Annotated in this window: 19 protein-coding genes, 1 tRNA gene and 1 pseudogene; 8 read left to right on the forward strand and 13 right to left on the reverse strand. The window is 63.1% G+C overall.

Annotated elements, in window-relative coordinates; genetic code table 11:
• The first annotated feature begins 406 nt into the window (after nucleotides 1-406).
• From H0I86_RS06870 to H0I86_RS06885, 4 genes are all read left to right on the forward strand, one after another.
• Nucleotides 407-1327, forward strand: coding sequence for a dihydrodipicolinate synthase family protein (locus H0I86_RS06870; protein WP_009047461.1), 921 nt, complete (start codon nucleotides 407-409; stop codon nucleotides 1325-1327).
• 173 nt (nucleotides 1328-1500) lie between these two features.
• A complete protein-coding gene (locus tag H0I86_RS06875; RefSeq protein ID WP_180924484.1) occupies nucleotides 1501-3069 on the forward strand; it encodes an APC family permease in 1569 nt (522 codons plus the stop codon).
• A gap of 40 nt (nucleotides 3070-3109) precedes the next feature.
• The gene (locus H0I86_RS06880) at nucleotides 3110-4684 is read left to right on the forward strand and encodes an aldehyde dehydrogenase (NADP(+)) (RefSeq protein WP_180924485.1); all 1575 of its coding nucleotides are present in this window, start codon (nucleotides 3110-3112) and stop codon (nucleotides 4682-4684) included.
• A 119-nt stretch (nucleotides 4685-4803) separates the two neighbouring features.
• Complete coding sequence (locus H0I86_RS06885; RefSeq protein WP_180924486.1) at nucleotides 4804-5817, forward strand: Ldh family oxidoreductase; 1014 nt, start codon at nucleotides 4804-4806, stop codon at nucleotides 5815-5817.
• On the opposite strand, the gene H0I86_RS06890 is transcribed toward H0I86_RS06885, so the two are convergent.
• The gene (locus H0I86_RS06890; RefSeq protein WP_258019405.1) at nucleotides 5789-6313 is read right to left on the reverse strand and encodes a Fic/DOC family protein; all 525 of its coding nucleotides are present in this window, start codon (nucleotides 6311-6313) and stop codon (nucleotides 5789-5791) included. The two genes, H0I86_RS06885 and H0I86_RS06890, sit on opposite strands and share 29 nt — an antisense overlap.
• Nucleotides 6256-6444: a YhfG family protein gene (locus tag H0I86_RS31925; RefSeq protein ID WP_219637313.1), complete on the reverse strand. Its 189-nt coding sequence runs from the start codon at nucleotides 6442-6444 to the stop codon at nucleotides 6256-6258. The genes H0I86_RS06890 and H0I86_RS31925 overlap by 58 nt, the downstream gene beginning before the upstream one ends.
• 87 nt (nucleotides 6445-6531) lie before the next feature.
• Here H0I86_RS31925 and H0I86_RS06895 point away from each other — a divergent pair, with 87 nt between their 5' ends.
• Nucleotides 6532-7062 (forward strand): GNAT family N-acetyltransferase, encoded by a 531-nt coding sequence (locus H0I86_RS06895; RefSeq protein WP_180924487.1) that lies wholly within the window; start codon nucleotides 6532-6534, stop codon nucleotides 7060-7062.
• Between the two features lie 182 nt (nucleotides 7063-7244).
• A complete protein-coding gene (locus H0I86_RS06900) occupies nucleotides 7245-7586 on the forward strand; it encodes a YXWGXW repeat-containing protein (RefSeq protein ID WP_009047466.1) in 342 nt (113 codons plus the stop codon).
• Between the two features lie 92 nt (nucleotides 7587-7678).
• Here H0I86_RS06900 and H0I86_RS06905 read toward each other — a convergent pair whose 3' ends face one another.
• Nucleotides 7679-8341: an NADPH-dependent F420 reductase gene (locus H0I86_RS06905; protein ID WP_180924488.1), complete on the reverse strand. Its 663-nt coding sequence runs from the start codon at nucleotides 8339-8341 to the stop codon at nucleotides 7679-7681.
• Between the two features lie 102 nt (nucleotides 8342-8443).
• On the opposite strand from H0I86_RS06905, the gene H0I86_RS06910 reads away from it, so the two are divergent.
• Together H0I86_RS06910 and H0I86_RS06915 are read left to right on the forward strand one after the other, a co-directional pair.
• A complete protein-coding gene (locus tag H0I86_RS06910; protein WP_180925797.1) occupies nucleotides 8444-9334 on the forward strand; it encodes a LysR family transcriptional regulator in 891 nt (296 codons plus the stop codon).
• A gap of 234 nt (nucleotides 9335-9568) precedes the next feature.
• The gene (locus H0I86_RS06915) at nucleotides 9569-11347 is read left to right on the forward strand and encodes a putative bifunctional diguanylate cyclase/phosphodiesterase (protein WP_180924489.1); all 1779 of its coding nucleotides are present in this window, start codon (nucleotides 9569-9571) and stop codon (nucleotides 11345-11347) included.
• 33 nt (nucleotides 11348-11380) lie between these two features.
• Here H0I86_RS06915 and H0I86_RS06920 read toward each other — a convergent pair whose 3' ends face one another.
• From H0I86_RS06920 to H0I86_RS06960, 10 genes and pseudogenes are all read right to left on the reverse strand, one after another.
• Complete coding sequence (locus tag H0I86_RS06920) at nucleotides 11381-12295, reverse strand: SGNH/GDSL hydrolase family protein (protein ID WP_180924490.1); 915 nt, start codon at nucleotides 12293-12295, stop codon at nucleotides 11381-11383.
• Nucleotides 12296-12424: 129 nt separating this feature from the next.
• Nucleotides 12425-12601: a hypothetical protein gene (locus tag H0I86_RS32040; protein WP_258019406.1), complete on the reverse strand. Its 177-nt coding sequence runs from the start codon at nucleotides 12599-12601 to the stop codon at nucleotides 12425-12427.
• Nucleotides 12602-12829, reverse strand: coding sequence for a hypothetical protein (locus H0I86_RS32045; protein ID WP_258019407.1), 228 nt, complete (start codon nucleotides 12827-12829; stop codon nucleotides 12602-12604). It lies immediately after the preceding gene.
• Between the two features lie 209 nt (nucleotides 12830-13038).
• Entirely contained in the window at nucleotides 13039-13446 is a 408-nt protein-coding gene (locus H0I86_RS06930) for a type II toxin-antitoxin system HicB family antitoxin (RefSeq protein WP_180924491.1), read from the reverse strand.
• A 32-nt stretch (nucleotides 13447-13478) separates the two neighbouring features.
• Nucleotides 13479-13601, reverse strand: a pseudogene (locus tag H0I86_RS31930) (type II toxin-antitoxin system HicA family toxin); the annotation flags it as partial.
• A gap of 354 nt (nucleotides 13602-13955) precedes the next feature.
• Nucleotides 13956-14029: transfer RNA gene (locus tag H0I86_RS06940), tRNA-Gly, on the reverse strand.
• 202 nt (nucleotides 14030-14231) lie between these two features.
• On the reverse strand, nucleotides 14232-15116 hold the full coding sequence (locus H0I86_RS06945) for an alpha/beta fold hydrolase (protein ID WP_180924492.1): 885 nt from the start codon (nucleotides 15114-15116) through the stop codon (nucleotides 14232-14234).
• Nucleotides 15117-15467: 351 nt separating this feature from the next.
• Nucleotides 15468-16160 carry a pseudouridine synthase gene (locus H0I86_RS06950; RefSeq protein ID WP_180924493.1) on the reverse strand — a complete coding sequence of 231 codons (693 nt, stop codon included), beginning with the start codon at nucleotides 16158-16160 and terminating at the stop codon, nucleotides 15468-15470.
• A 33-nt stretch (nucleotides 16161-16193) separates the two neighbouring features.
• Nucleotides 16194-16412, reverse strand: coding sequence for a cysteine-rich CWC family protein (locus H0I86_RS06955; RefSeq protein WP_308416482.1), 219 nt, complete (start codon nucleotides 16410-16412; stop codon nucleotides 16194-16196).
• Between the two features lie 7 nt (nucleotides 16413-16419).
• Nucleotides 16420-17907 carry a sensor domain-containing diguanylate cyclase gene (locus tag H0I86_RS06960; protein WP_180924495.1) on the reverse strand — a complete coding sequence of 496 codons (1488 nt, stop codon included), beginning with the start codon at nucleotides 17905-17907 and terminating at the stop codon, nucleotides 16420-16422.
• Nucleotides 17908-18169 lie beyond the last annotated feature (262 nt).

Here is an 18169-nt window from a genome sequence, read left to right on the forward strand (position 1 = left end):
CCTGACGGAAAAGGCCTACAGATTGGCTCGGGAAAGGGCCGTATCGCTTGTGGGTTTTCTCCGTGGCGGATGACGAAATCGGCACAGTTGGATTTTCCGCCAACCCTGTAGCCGCTGCTGCAGGCTACGCAGCGTCCGCCAGATCGGACGACGCGGTGTGACAGAAAGACCGGGGATGCAGGTTCTGCGTCTGCTGCGCAGCCGATCGCAGCCTGCGGTAGCGGCTACAGGGGCATGGTTCTGCGGGAAAAAGCGCAGCAAAGGTCTGTGGGCGATTGGGCGAATGTGCCGATTTCGTCTTGCTTGAGCGGGAAAAACCTCAAGCTCCAGGGCGGCGAAAGGCGGAATCTGTTTTTCGTTTTCAACGCCTGTCGGCCCGGCCGACTCAACCAACAAGGACAAGACCATGAGCCGTAAAGCCATCCACTGGAGCGGTGTGTTCCCTGCTGTCAGCACCCAGTTCAAAGCTGACTTTTCCCTGGACCTGGACGCCACCCACAGCGTCATGCGCAACCTGGTGGCCGACGGCGTGTCGGGCCTGGTGGTGTGCGGCACCGTGGGCGAAAACACCTCGCTGAGCACCGCGGAAAAACTCTCGGTGATCGAGGTCGCCAAGGACGCCGCCGGCGGCCGCGTACCGGTGATCGCCGGGATCGCCGAGTTCACCACCGAGTTCGCCCGCAACACCGTGCGCGAAGCGGCCAAGGTCGGGGTCGACGGGGTGATGGTCATGCCGGCCCTGGTGTATTCGGCCAAGTCCCATGAAACCGCCGCGCACTTTCGCAGCATCGCCACCGGCACCGACCTGCCGGTGATGGTCTACAACAACCCGCCGATCTACAAAAACGACGTCACCCCGGACGTGCTGATCGCCCTGCAGGACTGCGAAAACATCGTCTGCTTCAAGGATTCCTCCGGCGACACCCGGCGCTTCATCGACCTGCGCAATGCCGTGGGCGACCGCTTCGTGCTGTTCGCCGGCCTGGATGACGTGGTGGTGGAAAGCATCGCCGTCGGTGCCGAGGGCTGGGTCTCCGGCATGTCCAACGCCTTCCCGAAAGAGGGCGAGACACTGTTCCGCCTGGCCAAGGAAAAACGCTTCGAAGAGGCCCTGGCGCTGTACCGCTGGTTCATGCCGCTGCTGCACCTGGATGCGCGTCCGGACCTGGTGCAGTGCATCAAGCTCTGCGAGGAGCTGGTCGGTCGCGGCTCCTCGATCACCCGCCCACCGCGCCTGGCCCTGCAGGGCGAGACCCTGGCCGAGGTCAAGGCGATAGTCGCCAAGGCCCTGGCCGAGCGTCCGCAATTGCCGGACGTCGGTCTGTAAACCCGCCGACAGGACGCTCCCGCGCGGTGGGTGGCGGGGGCGCCCTGGTCCACGAGAAGAACAATCAGGCACTCGCGCAAGTGCCGTGTTTCACCACGTCGGCAACCCGTCCGCGGGAGGCCGGCGCGACATTCGATCTGCCTACTCCAATAACTCAATAAGAAGGCGCGCCTATGTCAGGCCAAGGCAAATTCAAGAAACAGCTCTCTCTGGTTGACCTCACATTCATCGGCCTGGGGGCGATCTTCGGCTCCGGCTGGTTGTTCGCCGCCAGCCATGTCTCGGCCATCGCCGGGCCGGCGGGGATCTTCTCCTGGCTGCTCGGCGGTTTCGCCGTCCTGCTGCTGGGCATCGTCTATTGCGAACTGGGCGCGGCCTTGCCGCGAGCGGGCGGGGTGGTGCGTTATCCGGTGTTCTCCCACGGGCCGCTGCTGGGCTACCTGATGGGCTTCATCACGCTGATCGCGTTTTCCAGCCTGGTGGCCATTGAAGTGGTGGCGGCGCGGCAATACGCGGCGGCCTGGTTTCCGGGGCTGACCCATGCCGGCAACAGCAACCCGACCATTCTCGGCTGGCTGGTGCAGTTCGCCCTGTTGTGCCTGTTCTTCTGGCTCAACTACTCCAGCGTCAAGACCTTCGCCAAGTCCAACAACCTTATCAGCCTGTTCAAGTTCGTCGTGCCGCTGCTGGTCATCGGCGTGCTGTTCACCTTCTTCAAGCCGGAGAATTTCCACGTCCAGGGCTTTGTTCCCTTTGGGCTGTCCGGCATCGAAATGGCGGTCTCCGCCGGCGGCATCATCTTCGCCTACCTGGGGCTGACGCCGATCATTTCGGTGGCCAGTGAGGTGCGCAATCCACAGCGCACCATTCCCATTGCGCTGATCCTTTCGGTCCTGCTCTCGACCCTGATCTACGGCCTGCTGCAACTGGCGTTCCTTGGCAGCATTCCCACCGACATGCTGGCCAACGGCTGGAGCAGCATCAGCAAGGAGTTCTCCCTGCCGTACCGCGACATCGCCCTGACCCTGGGCGTCGGCTGGCTGGCCTATCTGGTGGTGGCGGACGCGGTGATTTCCCCCAGCGGCTGCGGCAACATCTACATGAACGCCACGCCACGGGTGGTCTACGGCTGGGCGAAGACCGGGACCTTCTTCAAGATATTCACCCGCATCGACGAGCAGTCCGGCATCCCGCGCCCGGCGCTGTGGCTGACCTTCGGCCTGTCGGTGTTCTGGACCTTGCCGTTCCCGTCCTGGGAAGCCCTGATCAGTGTGGTGTCGGCGGCCCTGGTGCTCAGTTATGCGATTGCCCCGATCAGCGTGGCGGCGCTGCGCAAGAGCGCGCCGGACCTGCCGCGGCCGTTCCGGGTCAGCGGCTTCGGCCTGTTGGGGCCGGTGTCCTTTGTCATCGCCGCGCTGATCGTCTACTGGTCCGGCTGGAGCACAGTGTCCTGGCTGCTGGGCCTGCAGATCCTGATGTTCGTCATCTACCTGGGCTGCAAGCGCCTGGTGCCCACCGACCACCTGAGCCTCACCGAACAGGTGCGCTCGTCCCTGTGGCTGATCGCCTTTTACGCCCTGACCATGGTCATTTCCTGCCTGGGCAGCTTTGGCGGTATCGGCACCCTCACTCACCCCTACGACACCCTGGCCGTCACCCTCATGGCCCTGTGCATCTACTACTGGGGAGCCAATACCGGCGTGCCGGGCAACAAGCTGGTGCTGGAAGGGGAAGACGAATGACCGCCAGGCACTCCACGCCATTTATTCAGAGAGGTAACCCATGCCTGTAACGGGACAACTGCTGATCGGCCAAGCCCGCGTGCGCGGCGACCATGGCGACGTGCATGCGCTGGCCGCCGCCACCGGCGAGGCCCTGGCGCCGAGTTTTGGCGGCGCCGGCCCGAATGACCTGGAGCGCGCCTGCGCCCTGGCCGAGGCGGCATTCGACCGCTATCGGGAAACCAGCCTGGAACAACGGGCGGCGTTCCTCGAGAGTATCGCCAGCAACATCCTCGCCCTCGGCGACGAGCTGATCGAGCGCTGCATGAGCGAGACCGGCCTGCCTCGCGCCCGCCTGGAAGGCGAGCGCGGGCGCACGGTCGGCCAACTGCGTTTGTTCGCGGCGGTGGTGCGCGACGGCAGTTTTCTGGAGGCGCGCATCGACCCGGCACAGCCGGAGCGCCAGCCCTTGCCCAAGGTGGATCTGCGCCTGCACCAGATTGCCATCGGACCGGTGGCGGTGTTCGGTGCCTCGAACTTTCCCCTGGCGTTTTCCGTGGCCGGCGGCGACACCGCCTCGGCGCTGGCCGCCGGTTGCCCGGTGGTGGTCAAGGCGCATTCGGCGCACCCTGGCACGTCGGAACTGGTAGGGCAGGCGATCCAGCAGGCGGTGCACAGCCACGGCTTGCCGGAAGGGGTGTTCTCACTGCTGTTCGATGCCGGCCGCAGCATTGGCCAGGGGCTGGTGGCGGACCGTCGGATCAAGGCCGTGGGCTTTACCGGTTCGCGCAGCGGCGGCATGGCGCTGATGCAGATCGCCGCGGCCCGCGAGGAGCCGATCCCGGTCTATGCCGAGATGAGTTCGATCAACCCGGTGCTGTTGTTGGCCAATGCACTGGCCGAGCGGGGCGAAGCCATCGCCAAGGCCTTTGTCGGTTCCCTGACCCTGGGCGCCGGCCAGTTCTGCACCAACCCGGGTTTGATTCTCGCCGTCGACAGCCCGGCGTTGCGGACGTTCGAAGCCGCGGCGGCCGCAGCGCTCAAGGTAGCGCCGGCGCAGACCATGCTGACGCCGGGCATCCACGCCAGCTACTGCCAGGGTGTCGAGCGGCTGCTGCGGCATGCCGAGGTGGACAGCCTGGGGCAGGGCGGCGACGGCGAGCGTTATCAGGCCCGGGCCGCGCTGTTCGCCACGTCGGCCGAGGCCTTTATGGCCCGCGCTGCGCTGCGCGAAGAAGTCTTCGGCCCGGCCTCGTTGATTGTGCGCTGCGCCGATGCGGCCCAGATGAAAGCGCTGCTGGCGGCCCTGGAAGGTCAACTGACCATCGCCCTGCACCTGAGCGACGACGACCATCCGCAAGCCCGGGAACTGCTGCCGTTGCTGGAGCGAAAGGCCGGCCGCCTGCTGGTCAACGGTTTTGGCACCGGTGTCGAAGTCGGCCATGCCATGGTCCATGGCGGGCCGTTCCCGGCCACCTCGGATACGCGTACCACCTCGGTGGGTAGCCTGGCGATCCAGCGTTTCCTGCGCCCGGTGTCTTACCAAGACTTGCCGCAAGCCCTGCTGCCGCAGGCCCTGCGCAGCGACAACCCCTGGCAGGTTCCACAGCGTCTCAACGGCGAACGGCCGCGTTGAGAGGGGGGTAGCGAGTGCGCCGGGTTGGCTGTGTGCTGCTCAGGCGCATTTCACTCATTAGGTTTTGCCGCCCCCGCCTTATGGGGGCAGTTATGTCTTCACGATCATGAGGCAGTGAAATGTCCGAATTCATCACCCTGTCCCTCGACCAGGTCCGCGAGCTGTCCCTCAAGGTGCTGACCCGCCACGGCCTGTCCGATGTCCATGCCCGGGCCATTGCCGAGGTCATCACCCAGGGCCAGCGCGACGAATGTCACTCCCACGGGGTGTATCGCCTGCTGGGCTGTGTGCGTTCCGTGCGCGAGGGCCAGGTCGATCCGCTGGCCGAGCCGAGCTTGCGGTCTATTTCCGCGGGCGTGCTGGAGGTGGATGCGCACTACGGCTATTCCTTGCTGGCGTTCCAGACCGGCTTGCCGTTGCTGGCGGCAAAGGCCCGCAGCCAGGGGCTCGCGGCCATGGCGATCAAGCGGTGTTTCCACTTCTCGGCGCTGTGGCCGGAGGTCGAGGCGATCGCCGCCGAGGGGCTGGTGGGCATCGCCATGAACCCCAGCCACAGCTGGGTGGCGCCGGCCGGTGGCAGCAAGCCGGTGTTTGGCACCAACCCCCTGGCCTTCGCCTGGCCACGGCCGTCGGGCCAGTCGTTCGTGTTCGACTTCGCCACCAGCGCCATCGCCCGCGGCGATATCGAACTGCACGCGCGCCAAGGCAAAGCCATCCCCGAACACTGGGCCATCGATGCCCAGGGCCAGCCCACCACGGATGCCAAGGCGGCCCTGCAAGGCGCCATGCAAACTTTCGGCGGGCACAAGGGGTCAGCCCTGGCGGCGATGATCGAACTGCTGGCCGGCGCGCTGATAGGCGACCTCACCAGCGCCGAGTCCATGGCCTTCGACGCTGGCGTCGGCGCCGCGCCTTGCCACGGCGAACTGATCCTGGCGTTCGACCCCAAAGTGTTCTTGGGCGAGGACTACCCGCAAGGCCTGGCGCGCGCCGAAGGCCTGTTCGCGGCCATCACCGAGCAAGGCGCGCGGCTGCCGTCGCAGCGACGCTTCGAGGCCAGGGCCCGCAGCGCGCAACACGGCGTGCAGATTCCACTCGCGCTGTTCAACGATATCCAGGCGCTGTTGGCGTAGCGCGTTGGGTTCGCCCGTTGCCTTCCCTGAAGGGATGCAGGACGTTGATTGTTCCGTAAGACTCGGCGCAGGCGACTACCAGCTGTTCACGTGAATAACCTTCAAACCAGCCTGCTGCCTTGAGCCGGCTGAATTCTTTGGTCGCTTCCGGCTCGATGCGTTCCGGGATACAGAACTGATTGCCACCCTTGCTTATCTTCACGGTTCTCAGTTCGCCTGCCCAACTGTAGATCTGCGAAAACAGCGTGTGATGGATGTCATTCAAGGTTGCCAGGCTGTAGGGCGGCTCCTGGAATTCGAACTGCGTTGCACACTTCTCGGTGAGATAGCGTTCTGCCTCGTTGAGGTCTCGCTCATCACGCAAATCCAGGAGGTTTCTCAGGACATCGGTTCCCGGGTAGCAATCCGGGTCATGGCAAACGCCGTATTTGTCGGTATTCACACTTTGAGTTGTTGAACGGCTTTGAGTGCTGCTTTGCGGGAGGGCAGTTTGCATTCCTCATCGTTGAGCGATGTGGAGAAGCCTTCAAGGCGCAGACTGGCGCTGAAGTTGGATTTACGATGCTTGGCGAAGTAGGCTTTTTTAGCTTGAAAACTCAGCTTTCCATATCGGGCCCCTCTGTGCAAGTGATGGAAAATTATAGCTGATAGCTGGCGGGACTTTGTTATCGTTCATCGCTCGTTTCAATCTTCCTGAATATGGATATCCAGTTAATGAACCTCCACTTCGAAACCCCCAACCTGCTGCTGCGCCCGCGCACCTTCGAACACTTCGAGGCGTGCATCGCGATGGACCTCGATCCGCACGTCACCCGTTACCTTCCCGGCCCTTGGGACGGTGGCGAGGAGCACCGCGACTTCGTGCGTTCGCGCATCGAGCGTGATTTTGGTGAGCACTGCGGTTACTGGGCGATCTTTGCCAAGTCCGCGCCGGAGGAGTTTCTCGGCTGGGTGTCGTTCATTCCCTACGAGGCCGTCGGCCCGGAACTGGAAATGGGCTGGCGCCTGGTGCGGCGGGCGTGGGGCAAGGGAGTCGCGTCCGAGGCGGCGGGGCGCATCGTCGAGCATGCCTTTGTTGGGGCTGGAGTCGAACGCATCGTCGCCGATGCCCATGCCTTGAACGAGGCGTCGTTGGCGGTGGCGCGCAAGCTGGGTTTTCGTTTTGTGCGCGACGGTGAGTTCGAAGGCTTGCCGAGCAAGTTTTTCGAAATGACCCGGGCGGATTTCGACGCTCGACGACCTTGATCTACCGCCGCTGACTGGCCGTTTGTCGCCACCTCGCTGTCGCGATCTGCCTGCCGCTACCAGGTTCAGCAAGCAGACAGTTTCGAGCTGTTAAAACACTCCGTACGCCTGGCAGGAGCCGGGTTTTTGCAGGGGGCGTTGTCAGCAGTTCAAACGTCGGCGTCAAGCGCCGGGGAGGCAGCATGTTGTTACGTTACACGGCTCTGATGGCGGTGGTCGTAGTGGCCTCCGGGTGTGTGCAGGAACGGGTGGTGCATGAGCGGCGGGTGGTCGAGCGCGCGGCACCGGTGGAGTACACCGAGGTGGTTGCGTCGCAGCCACCGCCGGTGCGGGTTATCGAAGTCGAGCCCATGCATCGCCCGGGTTATGTCTGGTCCCGGGCTTACTGGCACTGGGATGGCCGGCAGTATGTGGCGGTCCATGGTCACTGGGAGCCGTTGCGCCCCGGGTACCATTATGTGCACCCGTTCTGGGAGCGTCGTGGCGATGGCTGGCACCTGCATGCGGGTGGCTGGGCCAGTTGAGCGAGGCGAACCGGCGCACAGGCAAACCGCTGAAAACGACCCGAACGGGTCGTTTTTTTTTTTGCGCTCTCAGAACGTTGCATGTCCTGGTATCAGGAGCGCCACCAGCCTTCGGGCAGTTCGACCTCTCGTTGCGCCTGCGCCAGGGCCGCGCGCAGCCCCGGTTTATCCAGCGGGATGCAGTAGGCCGGTTTGGCCCGTTCGAAGCGCCAGCTGTCCGCCAGCCTGCCACCATCGACAGCGTCGAAACCCAACTCGTCGAGCAATTGCACGACCTGCGCCTTGGCCTGTGGATCGTCGCCGGCAATCGGCAGGGCCCGACGATCGGCAGCGCCGCTGGGGCGGGCGTCGGTCAGTAGGTCCTGGGCGAGGATGGCATTGAACACCTTCACCACCCTGGCGCCTTCGAGATGCTCGGCGAGCAGTTGGCTGGTGGTGGTTTCGAAGCGGTCCAGGGCCTCGATATGACCGTCGCGATCCGGGTAATAGTTGTTGGCATCCAGCACCGTCTTGCCGGCCAGCAGGGCCGCGGGAAGGCTGCGGTAGTGGGCCAGCGGGATGGCCACCAGTACCCGCTCGCCGAACTGCACGGCATCTTCGACGCTGCCGATGCGGCTGCCGCGAATGCCGCTGGCCACGCTGCTCATGGTCTGCGGGCCGCGGGAGTTGCTGAGCAGCACTTCATGCCCCGCCGCCAGGGCCAGTTGCGCCACGGCACGCCCGATAAAACCTGCTCCGATAATGCCGATACGCATGTCCATGCTCCGTTGAAAGGGTCGAGCGGCTATGATGATTCGCCACCCAATGGCGATAAATAAGCGTCTGGTACTTGGTCTTGTTACTGGGAGTATTGAATGATGGATCGTCTGACCAGCATGGAGGCCTTTGTCGCGGCCGCCGAAAGCGGTTCCTACGCCCGTGCGGCGACCCGCCTGGGGCTGTCGCCGCAGATGGTCGCCAAGCATGTCGCGGCGCTGGAGCAGCGGCTGGGGGCGCGCCTGCTCAACCGCACCACGCGCCGGCAAAGCCTGACCGAGCTGGGCAGTGCCTACCTCGAGCGCTGCAAGCACATCCTCGGCGAGGCCCAGGCCGCCGATTCCCTGGCGCAGATCATGAACGCCACGCCCCGGGGCAAGTTGCGTATCAGCGCGCCGGTGACCTTCGGTTCCTACAGCCTCATGCCGTTCGTGACGGCGTTTTTGCGTGAGCATCCGGAGGTGGAAATCGACCTGCACCTCACCGATCGCTACATCGACTTGGTGGAGGAGGGCTACGAGGCAGCCTTTCGTATCGGGCCGCTGGCCGATTCCAGCCTCACCGCCAGGCCGCTGGCGCCTTATCGGCTGATCGCCTGCGCGGCGCCTGCCTACCTCGCCGCCCGGGGTACGCCACGGGTGCCGGCCGATCTCGAACAGCATGAGTGCCTGGGGTACGCCTACTGGTCACGGCCGGCGGACAACCAGTGGCAGTTCCGCCGCGCCGGCCAGGTGCATGAGGTTCAGGTACGCAGCCGCTTGCAGGTCAACGAGAGCAGGGCCCTGCTGTCGGCGGCCGTGGATGGCTTCGGCATCGTCCTGGGGCCGGCGGATTTTCTCGAGCCGGCACGGGCCGCGGGGGAGTTGGTGCAGTTGCTACCCGGCTATGAGGCACCGAGTCGCGCGATGCATCTGCTGTACCGGCCGGACCGGCGGATGACCGCCAAACTGCGGCACTTCATCGATGCGGCTATCGCGCGTTTTGGCGCCTGAGATCAGCGCCGAAAACCGGCAAAGCGCTCAGGACCGAAGGTCTTGAGAACCGCACTTTTTTAACCGATACCGTTCGTCCGACGGATGGGTTTGGCAAGCGCCTGCCCGTCAGTCATTCTGGAGGCAGAGATGTCCTAATGCCACTATCGCATTCAAGGCCGTCGCGTCCCTCCAGCCTCCCTGCGAATAGGTTGTTTATTGTGATGATCGCGTTATCCCGGCCCGAGGTTGTATATGCCCGATAAGGCGATTGCCGAGGAGCGGCGCCTGGCCGCCCTACATGCCCTGGAGTTGCTGGACACCGCCAGTTGCGAGAATTTTGACCGGATCTGCCGCATGGCGGCCGAGTACTTCAAGGTGCCGACCGCCTTGATCAGCCTGGTGGATCGCGATCGCCAGTGGTTCAAGTCGCGGGTGGGCTTCGATGAGCCGCAGACACCCATCAGCCAGTCGTTCTGCGCCTTCACGGTGCAAGGCCGCGAGGTGCTGGAGGTGCGCAACGCGGCGCGCGATCCGCGCTTTTGCGACAACCCGCTGGTGACCCGGGACCAGGGCATCCGCTTTTACGCCGGGGCGCCGCTGTTGACCTCCTCCGGTTATGCCATCGGCAGCCTGTGCATCATCGACAAGGTCGAGCAGCAGTTGAGCATCGTCGAACGCCAGCAGTTGCGGGACATGGCGGCGATGGTCATGGAGCAGGTCGAGCAGCGCCAGCGCCTGCGGCGTCGCGACCCGGTCAGCGGCCTGGCCAATCGCGAGCAGTTCCAGAGCGACCTGCGGGACCTGGCCGAGCACCACCTCGGCGAAAAGCGCGTGCTGGTCCTGATCGATGCCCTGGACATGAAGGTCGCCCATGAGCTGACCCTGGCCCTGGGGCTGGCGCCTTTCGAGACTCTCATCCGTTTTCTCGCGCTGCGCCTGCAGGAGTACCTGGGGCGACATGTGCGGGTCTATCACGTGTCGGTCAAGCGTTTCGGTTTCCTGCTGCCGGCGCCAGCCCAGGGGCTCGATAAATTGCTCGATGCACTGGTCAGTCGCCTGCGCCGCCAGCCGCCCGGGCTGGGGTTTCCCATGATTCCCACGGTCTGTGCCGGAACCGTGGAGTTCGAGATCGATACCCAGTCGGTGGACGATGCCTTGCGCAAGGCCATGTTCGCCCTGGAGCTGGCCATGGCCAGGCGCAGCTTCTGGGCGCACTACGATGCCGGGCGCGATCATGCCCAGCGCCGCGCGTTCAACCTGGCCTCGGACCTCAACGATGCCTTGCGCAGTGGCCAGATCTACCTGATGTTCCAGCCACGCTTCGCCCTGCCCGATGGAGCCCAGGTCAGTGCCGAAGCCTTGCTGCGCTGGGAGCATCCGTGGCTGGGCCCGATCTCGCCCGCCGAGTTCATTCCGGTGATGGAGCGCAACGGCCTGATTCATCAGGTGACCCGCTGGGTCATCGACACGGTGTTGAGCAAGTTGCACACCTGGAGCCTGCCCGAGAGCAGCAAGCTGTCGATCAATCTGTCGCCCAAGGATTTCGAGGACCAGGATATCGCCGAGCTGATCCGCCACGCCTGCGAGCTGCACCGCATCGACCCGCGGCGCCTCGAAGTGGAGATCACCGAAGGCGAATGGCTGCGTTCCAACCCGAATGTCCTGGCGCAGTTGACACGCATCCGCGAGCTGGGCATGGATGTGGCCATCGACGATTTTGGCACCGGCTACAGCAATTTCGCCTACCTGCATCAGATCCCGGCCAATGTGGTGAAACTCGACAAGTCGATGATCACGGACCTGGAGTGCAACACCCAGCACCAGAAGATCACCCGCTCGATCATCAGCCTGGCCCGCGAGCTGGGTTATCGCACCGTGGCCGAGGGCATCGAGAGTTTCAAATGCCTGCAGATGCTGTGCGCGTTCGGCTGCGATGAGGCCCAGGGTTATTTCCTCGCCCGGCCGATGCTGCAGGAACGCTTCCTGGCCTGGAGCGGGGCGAACCGCTTTCCGTTGCAGCCCTGCGTCTAGGGCTGGGCTGCTGCTCATCGGTGAGGCTGTGCCTTAGCGGGCCTGGCCGAGGGCTTTGGCCATGGCTTCCCCCGCCAGGGCATGGACCTTGCGGGTCGGGTGCCATTCATCCCAATAGAAATATTCGTCCGGATGGGCGCATGCCGGCTTCACCTCGGGGTAGGTCGGCTGGCACGGCCGGTCGAGTTGGGTCAGGCCCTCTTCGCCAGGCTGGCGGCGCAACTGGTCGCTGAAAGCGATGTGGTCGAAGTAGCTGATCTGCACATCGAGCTTTTTGTTCTCGGCCACCAGCAGCGGCGGCAGTTGCCGTTCAAGTATCTGCTGATAGCGCAGCGCCGGTTCGCGCTGCCCGCTGGCCACCACTGCCGGAGCATGGCTCAGGTCGGTGCTGCCGATTACCAGGAAATGCCTGGCCCCGGCCTTGGCCAGGCGACTGACGGCGTTCTGGATATGGCCGATGCTGCTGGCGGCCAAGTCGTCGATCGGCTCCTGGTGGCCGAAGTCGGCGTGCTCGAAAAAGTCGTTGGCGCTGATGAAGATGAAGTACAGCGCGCGAGGGTCGGCCTGGCCTTTGGCGTTGGTCAGGTAGTCATCGATTTGCCCGCTCACTCCTGTGTCACGGTACGCAGTCATCCAGGCGTAGTAATTGTTCTGGCCGCTTTTCGCGCCGCCAACGGCGTGGTCGGTGAGGGGCAGCTGCAGGCTTTTGGCAAGCACTTCCACGGCGGTCGGGCCGTTGCTCCAGCGGCCTTGCCAATACAGCTCGCCGGGCAGCTGCTGGGCATCCTTGAATTGGCGGGCCAGCATGTCCCGGGTCAAGCGGTCGCTGGCGCCGTTGTCGGAATAGCTGTCGCCGAAGGCGTAGAGATGATCGAACGAAGGGCCGGCCAGACAGCTGCCGGCGACCAGTGAAAGTGCGAGCAAGGGAGCGAGCAGGATCTGGCGCATGGGCGGTCTCTACGGTGAAAGGCGAGGGCTCATCGTAGAAGTTTCGAACGCTGTCGATGCACCGGATGCGACCTGGGCTTAGCCGTACTCGTCCGCGCGTGCCTGTGGGCGACCTGTACGACTAAAGTCTCACCGCGGCGAACGGGCGAGCAGGGCCTCGACCTTTTGCCGGAACGCGTCCAGCGCGGTCTGTTCTTCGGCGCTGTATTGCCTGGCGCTTTCATGCAGCGCGCAGACGGTGCCGAACACCGCGCCATCGGCATCGCGTACCGGATAACCCAGGTAGTTGCTCAGGTCGAATGCCACCTAGTCCTCGTTGCCCGCCCACTCGGCTTCCAGGCGCGAGTCCTTGACGTACAACGGCTGGCCGCTGTCCACCACGCGCTCGCAATACAGTGCCTGGCCGTTGTGCGCGAGGCTGCTTTTCTGGCCCTGGGCGCCAATCGGATAAGTATCCTCATGCCGCCTACCCGAGGCTTCGACCTGCATGTGCTGGGACAGCGAACGCATGATCAGGATGGAGCTGATGCCCAACTGCCTGGCCAGAACGGGGCGGATGGAGCGGTTTTAAATACCGAATGGGTCCTTGCTTATATTCGTTTGCAGGTCGTTTGTCGGGGCATCGCAAGGGGATAAAAAATCGGCCAGGCCGGACCGATTCTTGCGCGCGCTAGCCGGTTCAGGGTTGAGCGGCCACCAACAGCATCATTGGCCGCTCACGTTCTTCGACCAGAGCGGCGTGTTCAGTCCTGTTGCAATACCTTCAATGCAGCCGAAGCGAGAAAACCCGAGCGGCTCTTCGCTTCCGGGTGATGCAGTACGTATTCGTCGATGCGGTTCAGCAGGTAGCCGGGCAGGGTGATGTTGAGCTTCTGCGCCTTGCCCAGGTACTTGGTGACATCGATGTCGATCAGGGCCCAGGTGCAGCCTGCGTACTGAGGGTTGGCCGCGTGCAGGGTGACCTTGTTGGCAGGCGGAATGGGGGCACCGTCTTCGGCGAGAATTTCGAAGTGCCCTTCGATGGCTTCGCGGGCCATGGCCATGGCGTCGTCGAGGTCGTCGCCGGCCGAGAAACAGCCAGGAATGTCGGGGACTTCCACGCCCCAGGCGTGCTTGTCATCGCCCATTGAAATTGCAACCGGGTAAAGCATGTGCGGAACCTCCAGGGCGCACTGAATCACCTTCACATGAGCAGCGCCTGTTTCAGAATGCTGATGGCGGTTTTTCTCAGCAGGTCCTTTTTGGGATGTGGAACTGTCACCAGCCCCGGTTTACTGGGGTGCCTGAAGTGGTGGTTACTATACCTACCAAATAAAAGTGATCAACACCTTGCCTGCCCGACGGTCGTTGGCAGGGGCACTCTGCAGGTTGAAGTGTAGAAAGAGCGAGTTTGTGACGTGGCGGATAAGAGCGCTGGCTGTGTTGCAGGATCCCTCCTGAACGGAGAAGTAGAGGATGAGCGGGCCTGGTCAGCTACATCGTCCTTGAAGATGAGCGAATCCGGTCCGCTGGAGGACAGCACGGGGTCGTTGCCATTTCCGCGCTCGTTTATCCTGGCAACAGGTTGATACCACACCCATAAAAAAACCGGTCACTCGAGGACCGGTTTTTTGTTTCTGCATCCCCCGTCGGCAGGGCCTGACGCTGGACTCGAATGAAGTGGAGCGGGTGAAGGGAATCGAACCCTCGTTATCAGCTTGGGAAGCTGGAGTAATGCCATTATACGACACCCGCTCGGAGCGGCTGACTTTGTACCAGAAGTGCACGCGGATTTGAAGTTTTTCTTTGTCGGGCCTGTGTCTGCGAGGCGGCGGGAGACGTGCGCGGGCACGCTTCTACGCCGTCATCGCGGTGACGGGGCGAAGACCGTCTTGCGGTCTATCGCGAGCAAGCTCGCTCCTGTGGCAGGGGACGAGTTGCTCGCGATGACGCCACTTCAGATAGCCAGGGCATGGTGGTCCTGCAGGTAGTGATAACGCGGACGACTGGTGTGCTGGGTCGGTTTGAGAAACCCCATCAGCGCGTTGCGGCTGTCCCGGCAGGCGGCCTTGTGTTCCATGTCGAGGAAGTGCCCGGCGGCCTGGATGGTACTGAACGTCGAGTGCCGGACATGGTTGCCGAACAGCCGGGCGTCATTGGCGGCGGTGTATTCGTCCCATTCGCCGTTCATGAACAGCACCGGTACGTCGATGTTCTTCGCCGCTTTCAGGTAGCACTGACGGTCGCTGTTGAGGACATGGCTGATATGGAAGTGCATCTGTCCGTATTCATGCTCGGCCAGGGTGCTGACATGGCGATAGTTGAAGCGCTTGAACAGCGACGGCAGGTGCTTGCCGATGGTCTCGTTGACCAGGTGCCCGACCCGGTCGCGATCCAGGCTGCCGAGGTAATCGACACCGCGTTCGAGGTAGTCGCGCATCGGCTCGTTGATCACTGGCGAGAACGAGCTGATCACCGCCTTTTCGATGCGTCGCGGGCGCTGTGCCAGGGCGAGCAGCGTCGGCGCGCCACCCCAGGAAAACGACATCACGTGCTCGGCGGCGAAGTGGTCGATCAGTTCCAAGAGGATCTGTCCCTCGATTTCCTTGGTGAGCATTTTCTCGTGTCTGTTGTGGGCTTTCGAACGACCGGCGTAGGGCTGGTCGTAGAGCACAACGTTGAATTGCGGATGCAGGTTCTTCACGGTCTGCGCAAAAGACGCAGTGGTGGCCATTGAGCCGTTGACCAGAATGATGGTCTTTTCTGCGGCATCTGCGCGATAGAACTCCGTGTAAACCCGATACTGACCTTGTATATCCAGCACAGCGATTTCTGGCCTCATGTCATAAGACTCCTGGCAAGCGGGTATGCGCGCAACCGAGGGTGCACGAGATTTGTGACAGGTAGGCATACGCCTGGAATTTTTGAGCCCATGTCGATCCGCAACAGATGGTCGACGGGTGTTGTTATAAGCGGGCAATTTGCCGTAATGCGGGGTGAGCACAGGCGGCTCGGACGGCAAAGGGTTTCTTAGAAGTATGTTCGTGACTCATCGGTCACATTTCGGCCGACGGACTGATTCAAGCAGGGAGAACGCCGTCTCGCAAGTGCCGTTGGTAAATTGTTCGACAACTTCGGCTGAATGGTCATCGCATCGTCAATGGCTTACAGCGGCTACAGAAATTGTAGGTACTCAGATCAGGCGGATTTCTTCATCGGTCAGCGACCGGTACTCGCCGGGGGCCAGGTTTTCGTCGAGGGCCAGCGGTCCCATGCGTTCGCGATGCAGGCGCAAGACCTTGTTGTCGAAATGGCCGAACATGCGTTTGACCTGGTGGTAGCGGCCTTCGACGATGCTCAGCCGCGCGCACCGGGGGCCGAGGATCTGCAGCTTGGCGGGCAGGGTGGTGAGGTCCTCGAAGGCGAAGTACAGGCCCCGGGCGAAGGTCTCGGCGTACTCCGGGCCTATGTCCTGTTCGGTCTCGACGTAATAGCGCTTCGGCAGTTTGGTCTGCGGCTGGGTCAGGCGTCGCGACCAACTGCCGTCGTTGGTGAGGATCAATAAACCGGTGGTGTTGTAGTCCAGGCGCCCGGCGATGTGCAGCTCGTGCTTGTCCGGTTCGTCCAGCAGGTCGAGCACGGTGCGGTGTTCGGGATCGCGGGTGGCGCTGACGCAGCCCATGGGTTTGTGCAGCATGAAATAGCGCGGCGGCTTGCCGGCCTGCAGCACTTCGTCGTCGAGTTCGACCCGGCTGAATTCGCGCACCTCGGCGTGAGGATCGCTGACCACCTGGCCGTCGATGCGGATGCGCTTTGCCACCAGCAACAGGCGCACCTGCTGACGGTTGAAGCGGGGCAGGTTACTGAGGAAGCGGTCAACGCGCATGGCTATCGGCAGGCTGGCAAAGGGCTGCGCATCTTACGGGATCGGCCTGGCGGCCGCTTGCAGTTGCGCCTCGACCCGGGTGCAGCGCGGACACAGGCAGGCGCGATCGCGCAGCTCCGGCGGCAGTGCCTGGAGCACCGCCGGGTCGATGCTCACGCTGTAGCACCAGCAGGCCTGGTCGGCGGTACGCGGGTCGGCCAGGCTGCAGTTGTTGCGGGCGCCGCAGGCCGGGCAGAGGTTGGGGTTGTTCAGGGTCGGTTCATTCATAACGGGAGTGAGGCATTTCCACGCAGGTTCGGTTACGGCCGGTCTGTTTGGCACGGTACATCGCATGGTCGGCGCGCGACAGCAGGCTGTGCAGGGTATCGTCCGCCTGCAGCGTGGTCACGCCGATACTGACGGTCAGTTGCATGTTCTTGCCCTCATAGGCGTAGCTCTGTTGCTCGATCAGCAGGCGGATTTTCTCGGCGATCTTCAGCGCCGTGGCGCTGTCGGTGTCCTTGAGCAGCACGATGAACTCTTCGCCGCCCCAACGGCAAACGATATCAGACTGGCGCAGGCAGCTTTCCAGGTGCCGGGCGAAGCCGCTCAACACCTGGTCGCCGGCGAGGTGGCCGTAGGTGTCGTTGAGGCGTTTGAAGTGGTCCAGGTCGAGCAGCAGCGCGGTCAGCGGCTTGGACTCGCGCCGGGCTTCGTGCATGGCCTGGGCGGCCAGCAGGTCGAAGCCGCGGCGGTTGTGCAGGCCGGTGAGGCTATCGAGGGTAGCCTGGGTTTCGATCTTGCGCTGGAAGCGTCTGACCACGCCGTTGAGCAGGGTCAGCACGATCAGGGTGATCGCCAGGCAGATCAGCAGGTTGAGGTACAGCGAGCGGCGGATATTGCCCAGGGCGCTGCCTTCGTGCTTGTCGACGAACAGGTACCAGTTCAGCTCGGGAATGAAACGCACATTGAGAAAGTGCCGCTGGTCTGGGGCGCTGTACTCGTAGCTGCCGCTGTGGGGCTTGGGCAGCCTGGCCTGCAGGTCGCGCAGGTTTTCCAGTTCGAGCAGCGACTGGCCGGCCCGCGCGCCCTGCGGACCGCCTTCGGTTCCGGTGAGGACGATCCGGCCCTGGGTATCGACGAAATACACACTGCGCTGATAACGCTGCTGATAGCGGTCGATCAGCTTGATCACCGCGTCTACCTTGAGGCCGACACCGGCGACGCCGATGAAATTGTCCTGGTAGTCGTAGACCTTGTAGTTGATGAAAAACGTCAGGTTGTTCTGGTTGGCCTGGTCCGGATCGACGTTGATCTCATACGGGGTGGCCATGTCGCGGACGCGGAAATACCAGGCGTCGCGAGGGTTGTCATGAGCGATTTTTTTCAGCACACCCTTGGCATGGTAGTAGGTCAGGGTGCTGTTGGAGACGAAGAACGCGGTGTAGGCGCCGTAGTGGGTCATGACTTCGTTGAGGTAGCGGGTCATCTGCTCGGGATCGCGTTCGCCACCCATTACCCAATCGCGCATGAAGGTATCGCGGGACATCATCGAAGAAATCAGGATCGGTCGTACCAGGTCTTTCTGGATCTCCGAATACACGGTGTCGGAGGTCAGCGGCAGCTCTGTGTTGACGATGTTGTTGCGGATCGAGGTTCGCGAGGCGTAGTAGCTGAGCAAGGAGGTAGCCATGAAACCGCAACCCAGCAGCGCGATGAGCGTGATGATCAACCAGCGCTGCGAATACAGCGGGGAACTAAGCAGCATGGGCGATTCCCTGGCAGTGACCCGATGCGAGCATTCTAGTGGACGCGCCGACGAGTAGCTGCGTGATTTGATAGCTCGCCAGCAATGGCCCGCAGCCAGCGAAAACCGGCCCTTCTCGGATCCAAGATCCTGGCCTGGCGACTTGTATCAAGGTGTAACCGAAATCGCACCAGACCCCGTTTTCACGGTCAGATATTCCGTCAGCCAGAACATCCTTGGCTGCCGCCGGCCAGCGTCGCTGGCATGGCCCATCAGCGGTCCA

It is taken from the genome of Pseudomonas chlororaphis subsp. aurantiaca (assembly GCF_013466605.1).
GTDB lineage: Bacteria > Pseudomonadota > Gammaproteobacteria > Pseudomonadales > Pseudomonadaceae > Aquipseudomonas > Aquipseudomonas chlororaphis_I.

What these genes read in the sequence shown, in the direction of transcription:
- H0I86_RS06870 (WP_009047461.1), top strand. Translation starts at nt 407, where the DNA reads ATGAGCCGTAAAGCCATCCACTGGAGCGGTGTGTTCCCTGCTGTCAGC.
- H0I86_RS06875 (WP_180924484.1), top strand. Translation starts at nt 1,501, where the DNA reads ATGTCAGGCCAAGGCAAATTCAAGAAACAGCTCTCTCTGGTTGACCTC.
- H0I86_RS06880 (WP_180924485.1), top strand. Translation starts at nt 3,110, where the DNA reads ATGCCTGTAACGGGACAACTGCTGATCGGCCAAGCCCGCGTGCGCGGC.
- H0I86_RS06885 (WP_180924486.1), top strand. Translation starts at nt 4,804, where the DNA reads ATGTCCGAATTCATCACCCTGTCCCTCGACCAGGTCCGCGAGCTGTCC.
- H0I86_RS06890 (WP_258019405.1), bottom strand. Translation starts at nt 6,313, where the DNA reads ATGCAAACTGCCCTCCCGCAAAGCAGCACTCAAAGCCGTTCAACAACT.
- H0I86_RS06895 (WP_180924487.1), top strand. Translation starts at nt 6,532, where the DNA reads ATGAACCTCCACTTCGAAACCCCCAACCTGCTGCTGCGCCCGCGCACC.
- H0I86_RS06900 (WP_009047466.1), top strand. Translation starts at nt 7,245, where the DNA reads ATGTTGTTACGTTACACGGCTCTGATGGCGGTGGTCGTAGTGGCCTCC.
- H0I86_RS06905 (WP_180924488.1), bottom strand. Translation starts at nt 8,341, where the DNA reads ATGCGTATCGGCATTATCGGAGCAGGTTTTATCGGGCGTGCCGTGGCG.
- H0I86_RS06910 (WP_180925797.1), top strand. Translation starts at nt 8,444, where the DNA reads ATGGATCGTCTGACCAGCATGGAGGCCTTTGTCGCGGCCGCCGAAAGC.
- H0I86_RS06915 (WP_180924489.1), top strand. Translation starts at nt 9,569, where the DNA reads ATGCCCGATAAGGCGATTGCCGAGGAGCGGCGCCTGGCCGCCCTACAT.
- H0I86_RS06920 (WP_180924490.1), bottom strand. Translation starts at nt 12,295, where the DNA reads ATGCGCCAGATCCTGCTCGCTCCCTTGCTCGCACTTTCACTGGTCGCC.
- H0I86_RS06930 (WP_180924491.1), bottom strand. Translation starts at nt 13,446, where the DNA reads ATGCTTTACCCGGTTGCAATTTCAATGGGCGATGACAAGCACGCCTGG.
- H0I86_RS06945 (WP_180924492.1), bottom strand. Translation starts at nt 15,116, where the DNA reads ATGAGGCCAGAAATCGCTGTGCTGGATATACAAGGTCAGTATCGGGTT.
- H0I86_RS06950 (WP_180924493.1), bottom strand. Translation starts at nt 16,160, where the DNA reads ATGCGCGTTGACCGCTTCCTCAGTAACCTGCCCCGCTTCAACCGTCAG.
- H0I86_RS06960 (WP_180924495.1), bottom strand. Translation starts at nt 17,907, where the DNA reads ATGCTGCTTAGTTCCCCGCTGTATTCGCAGCGCTGGTTGATCATCACG.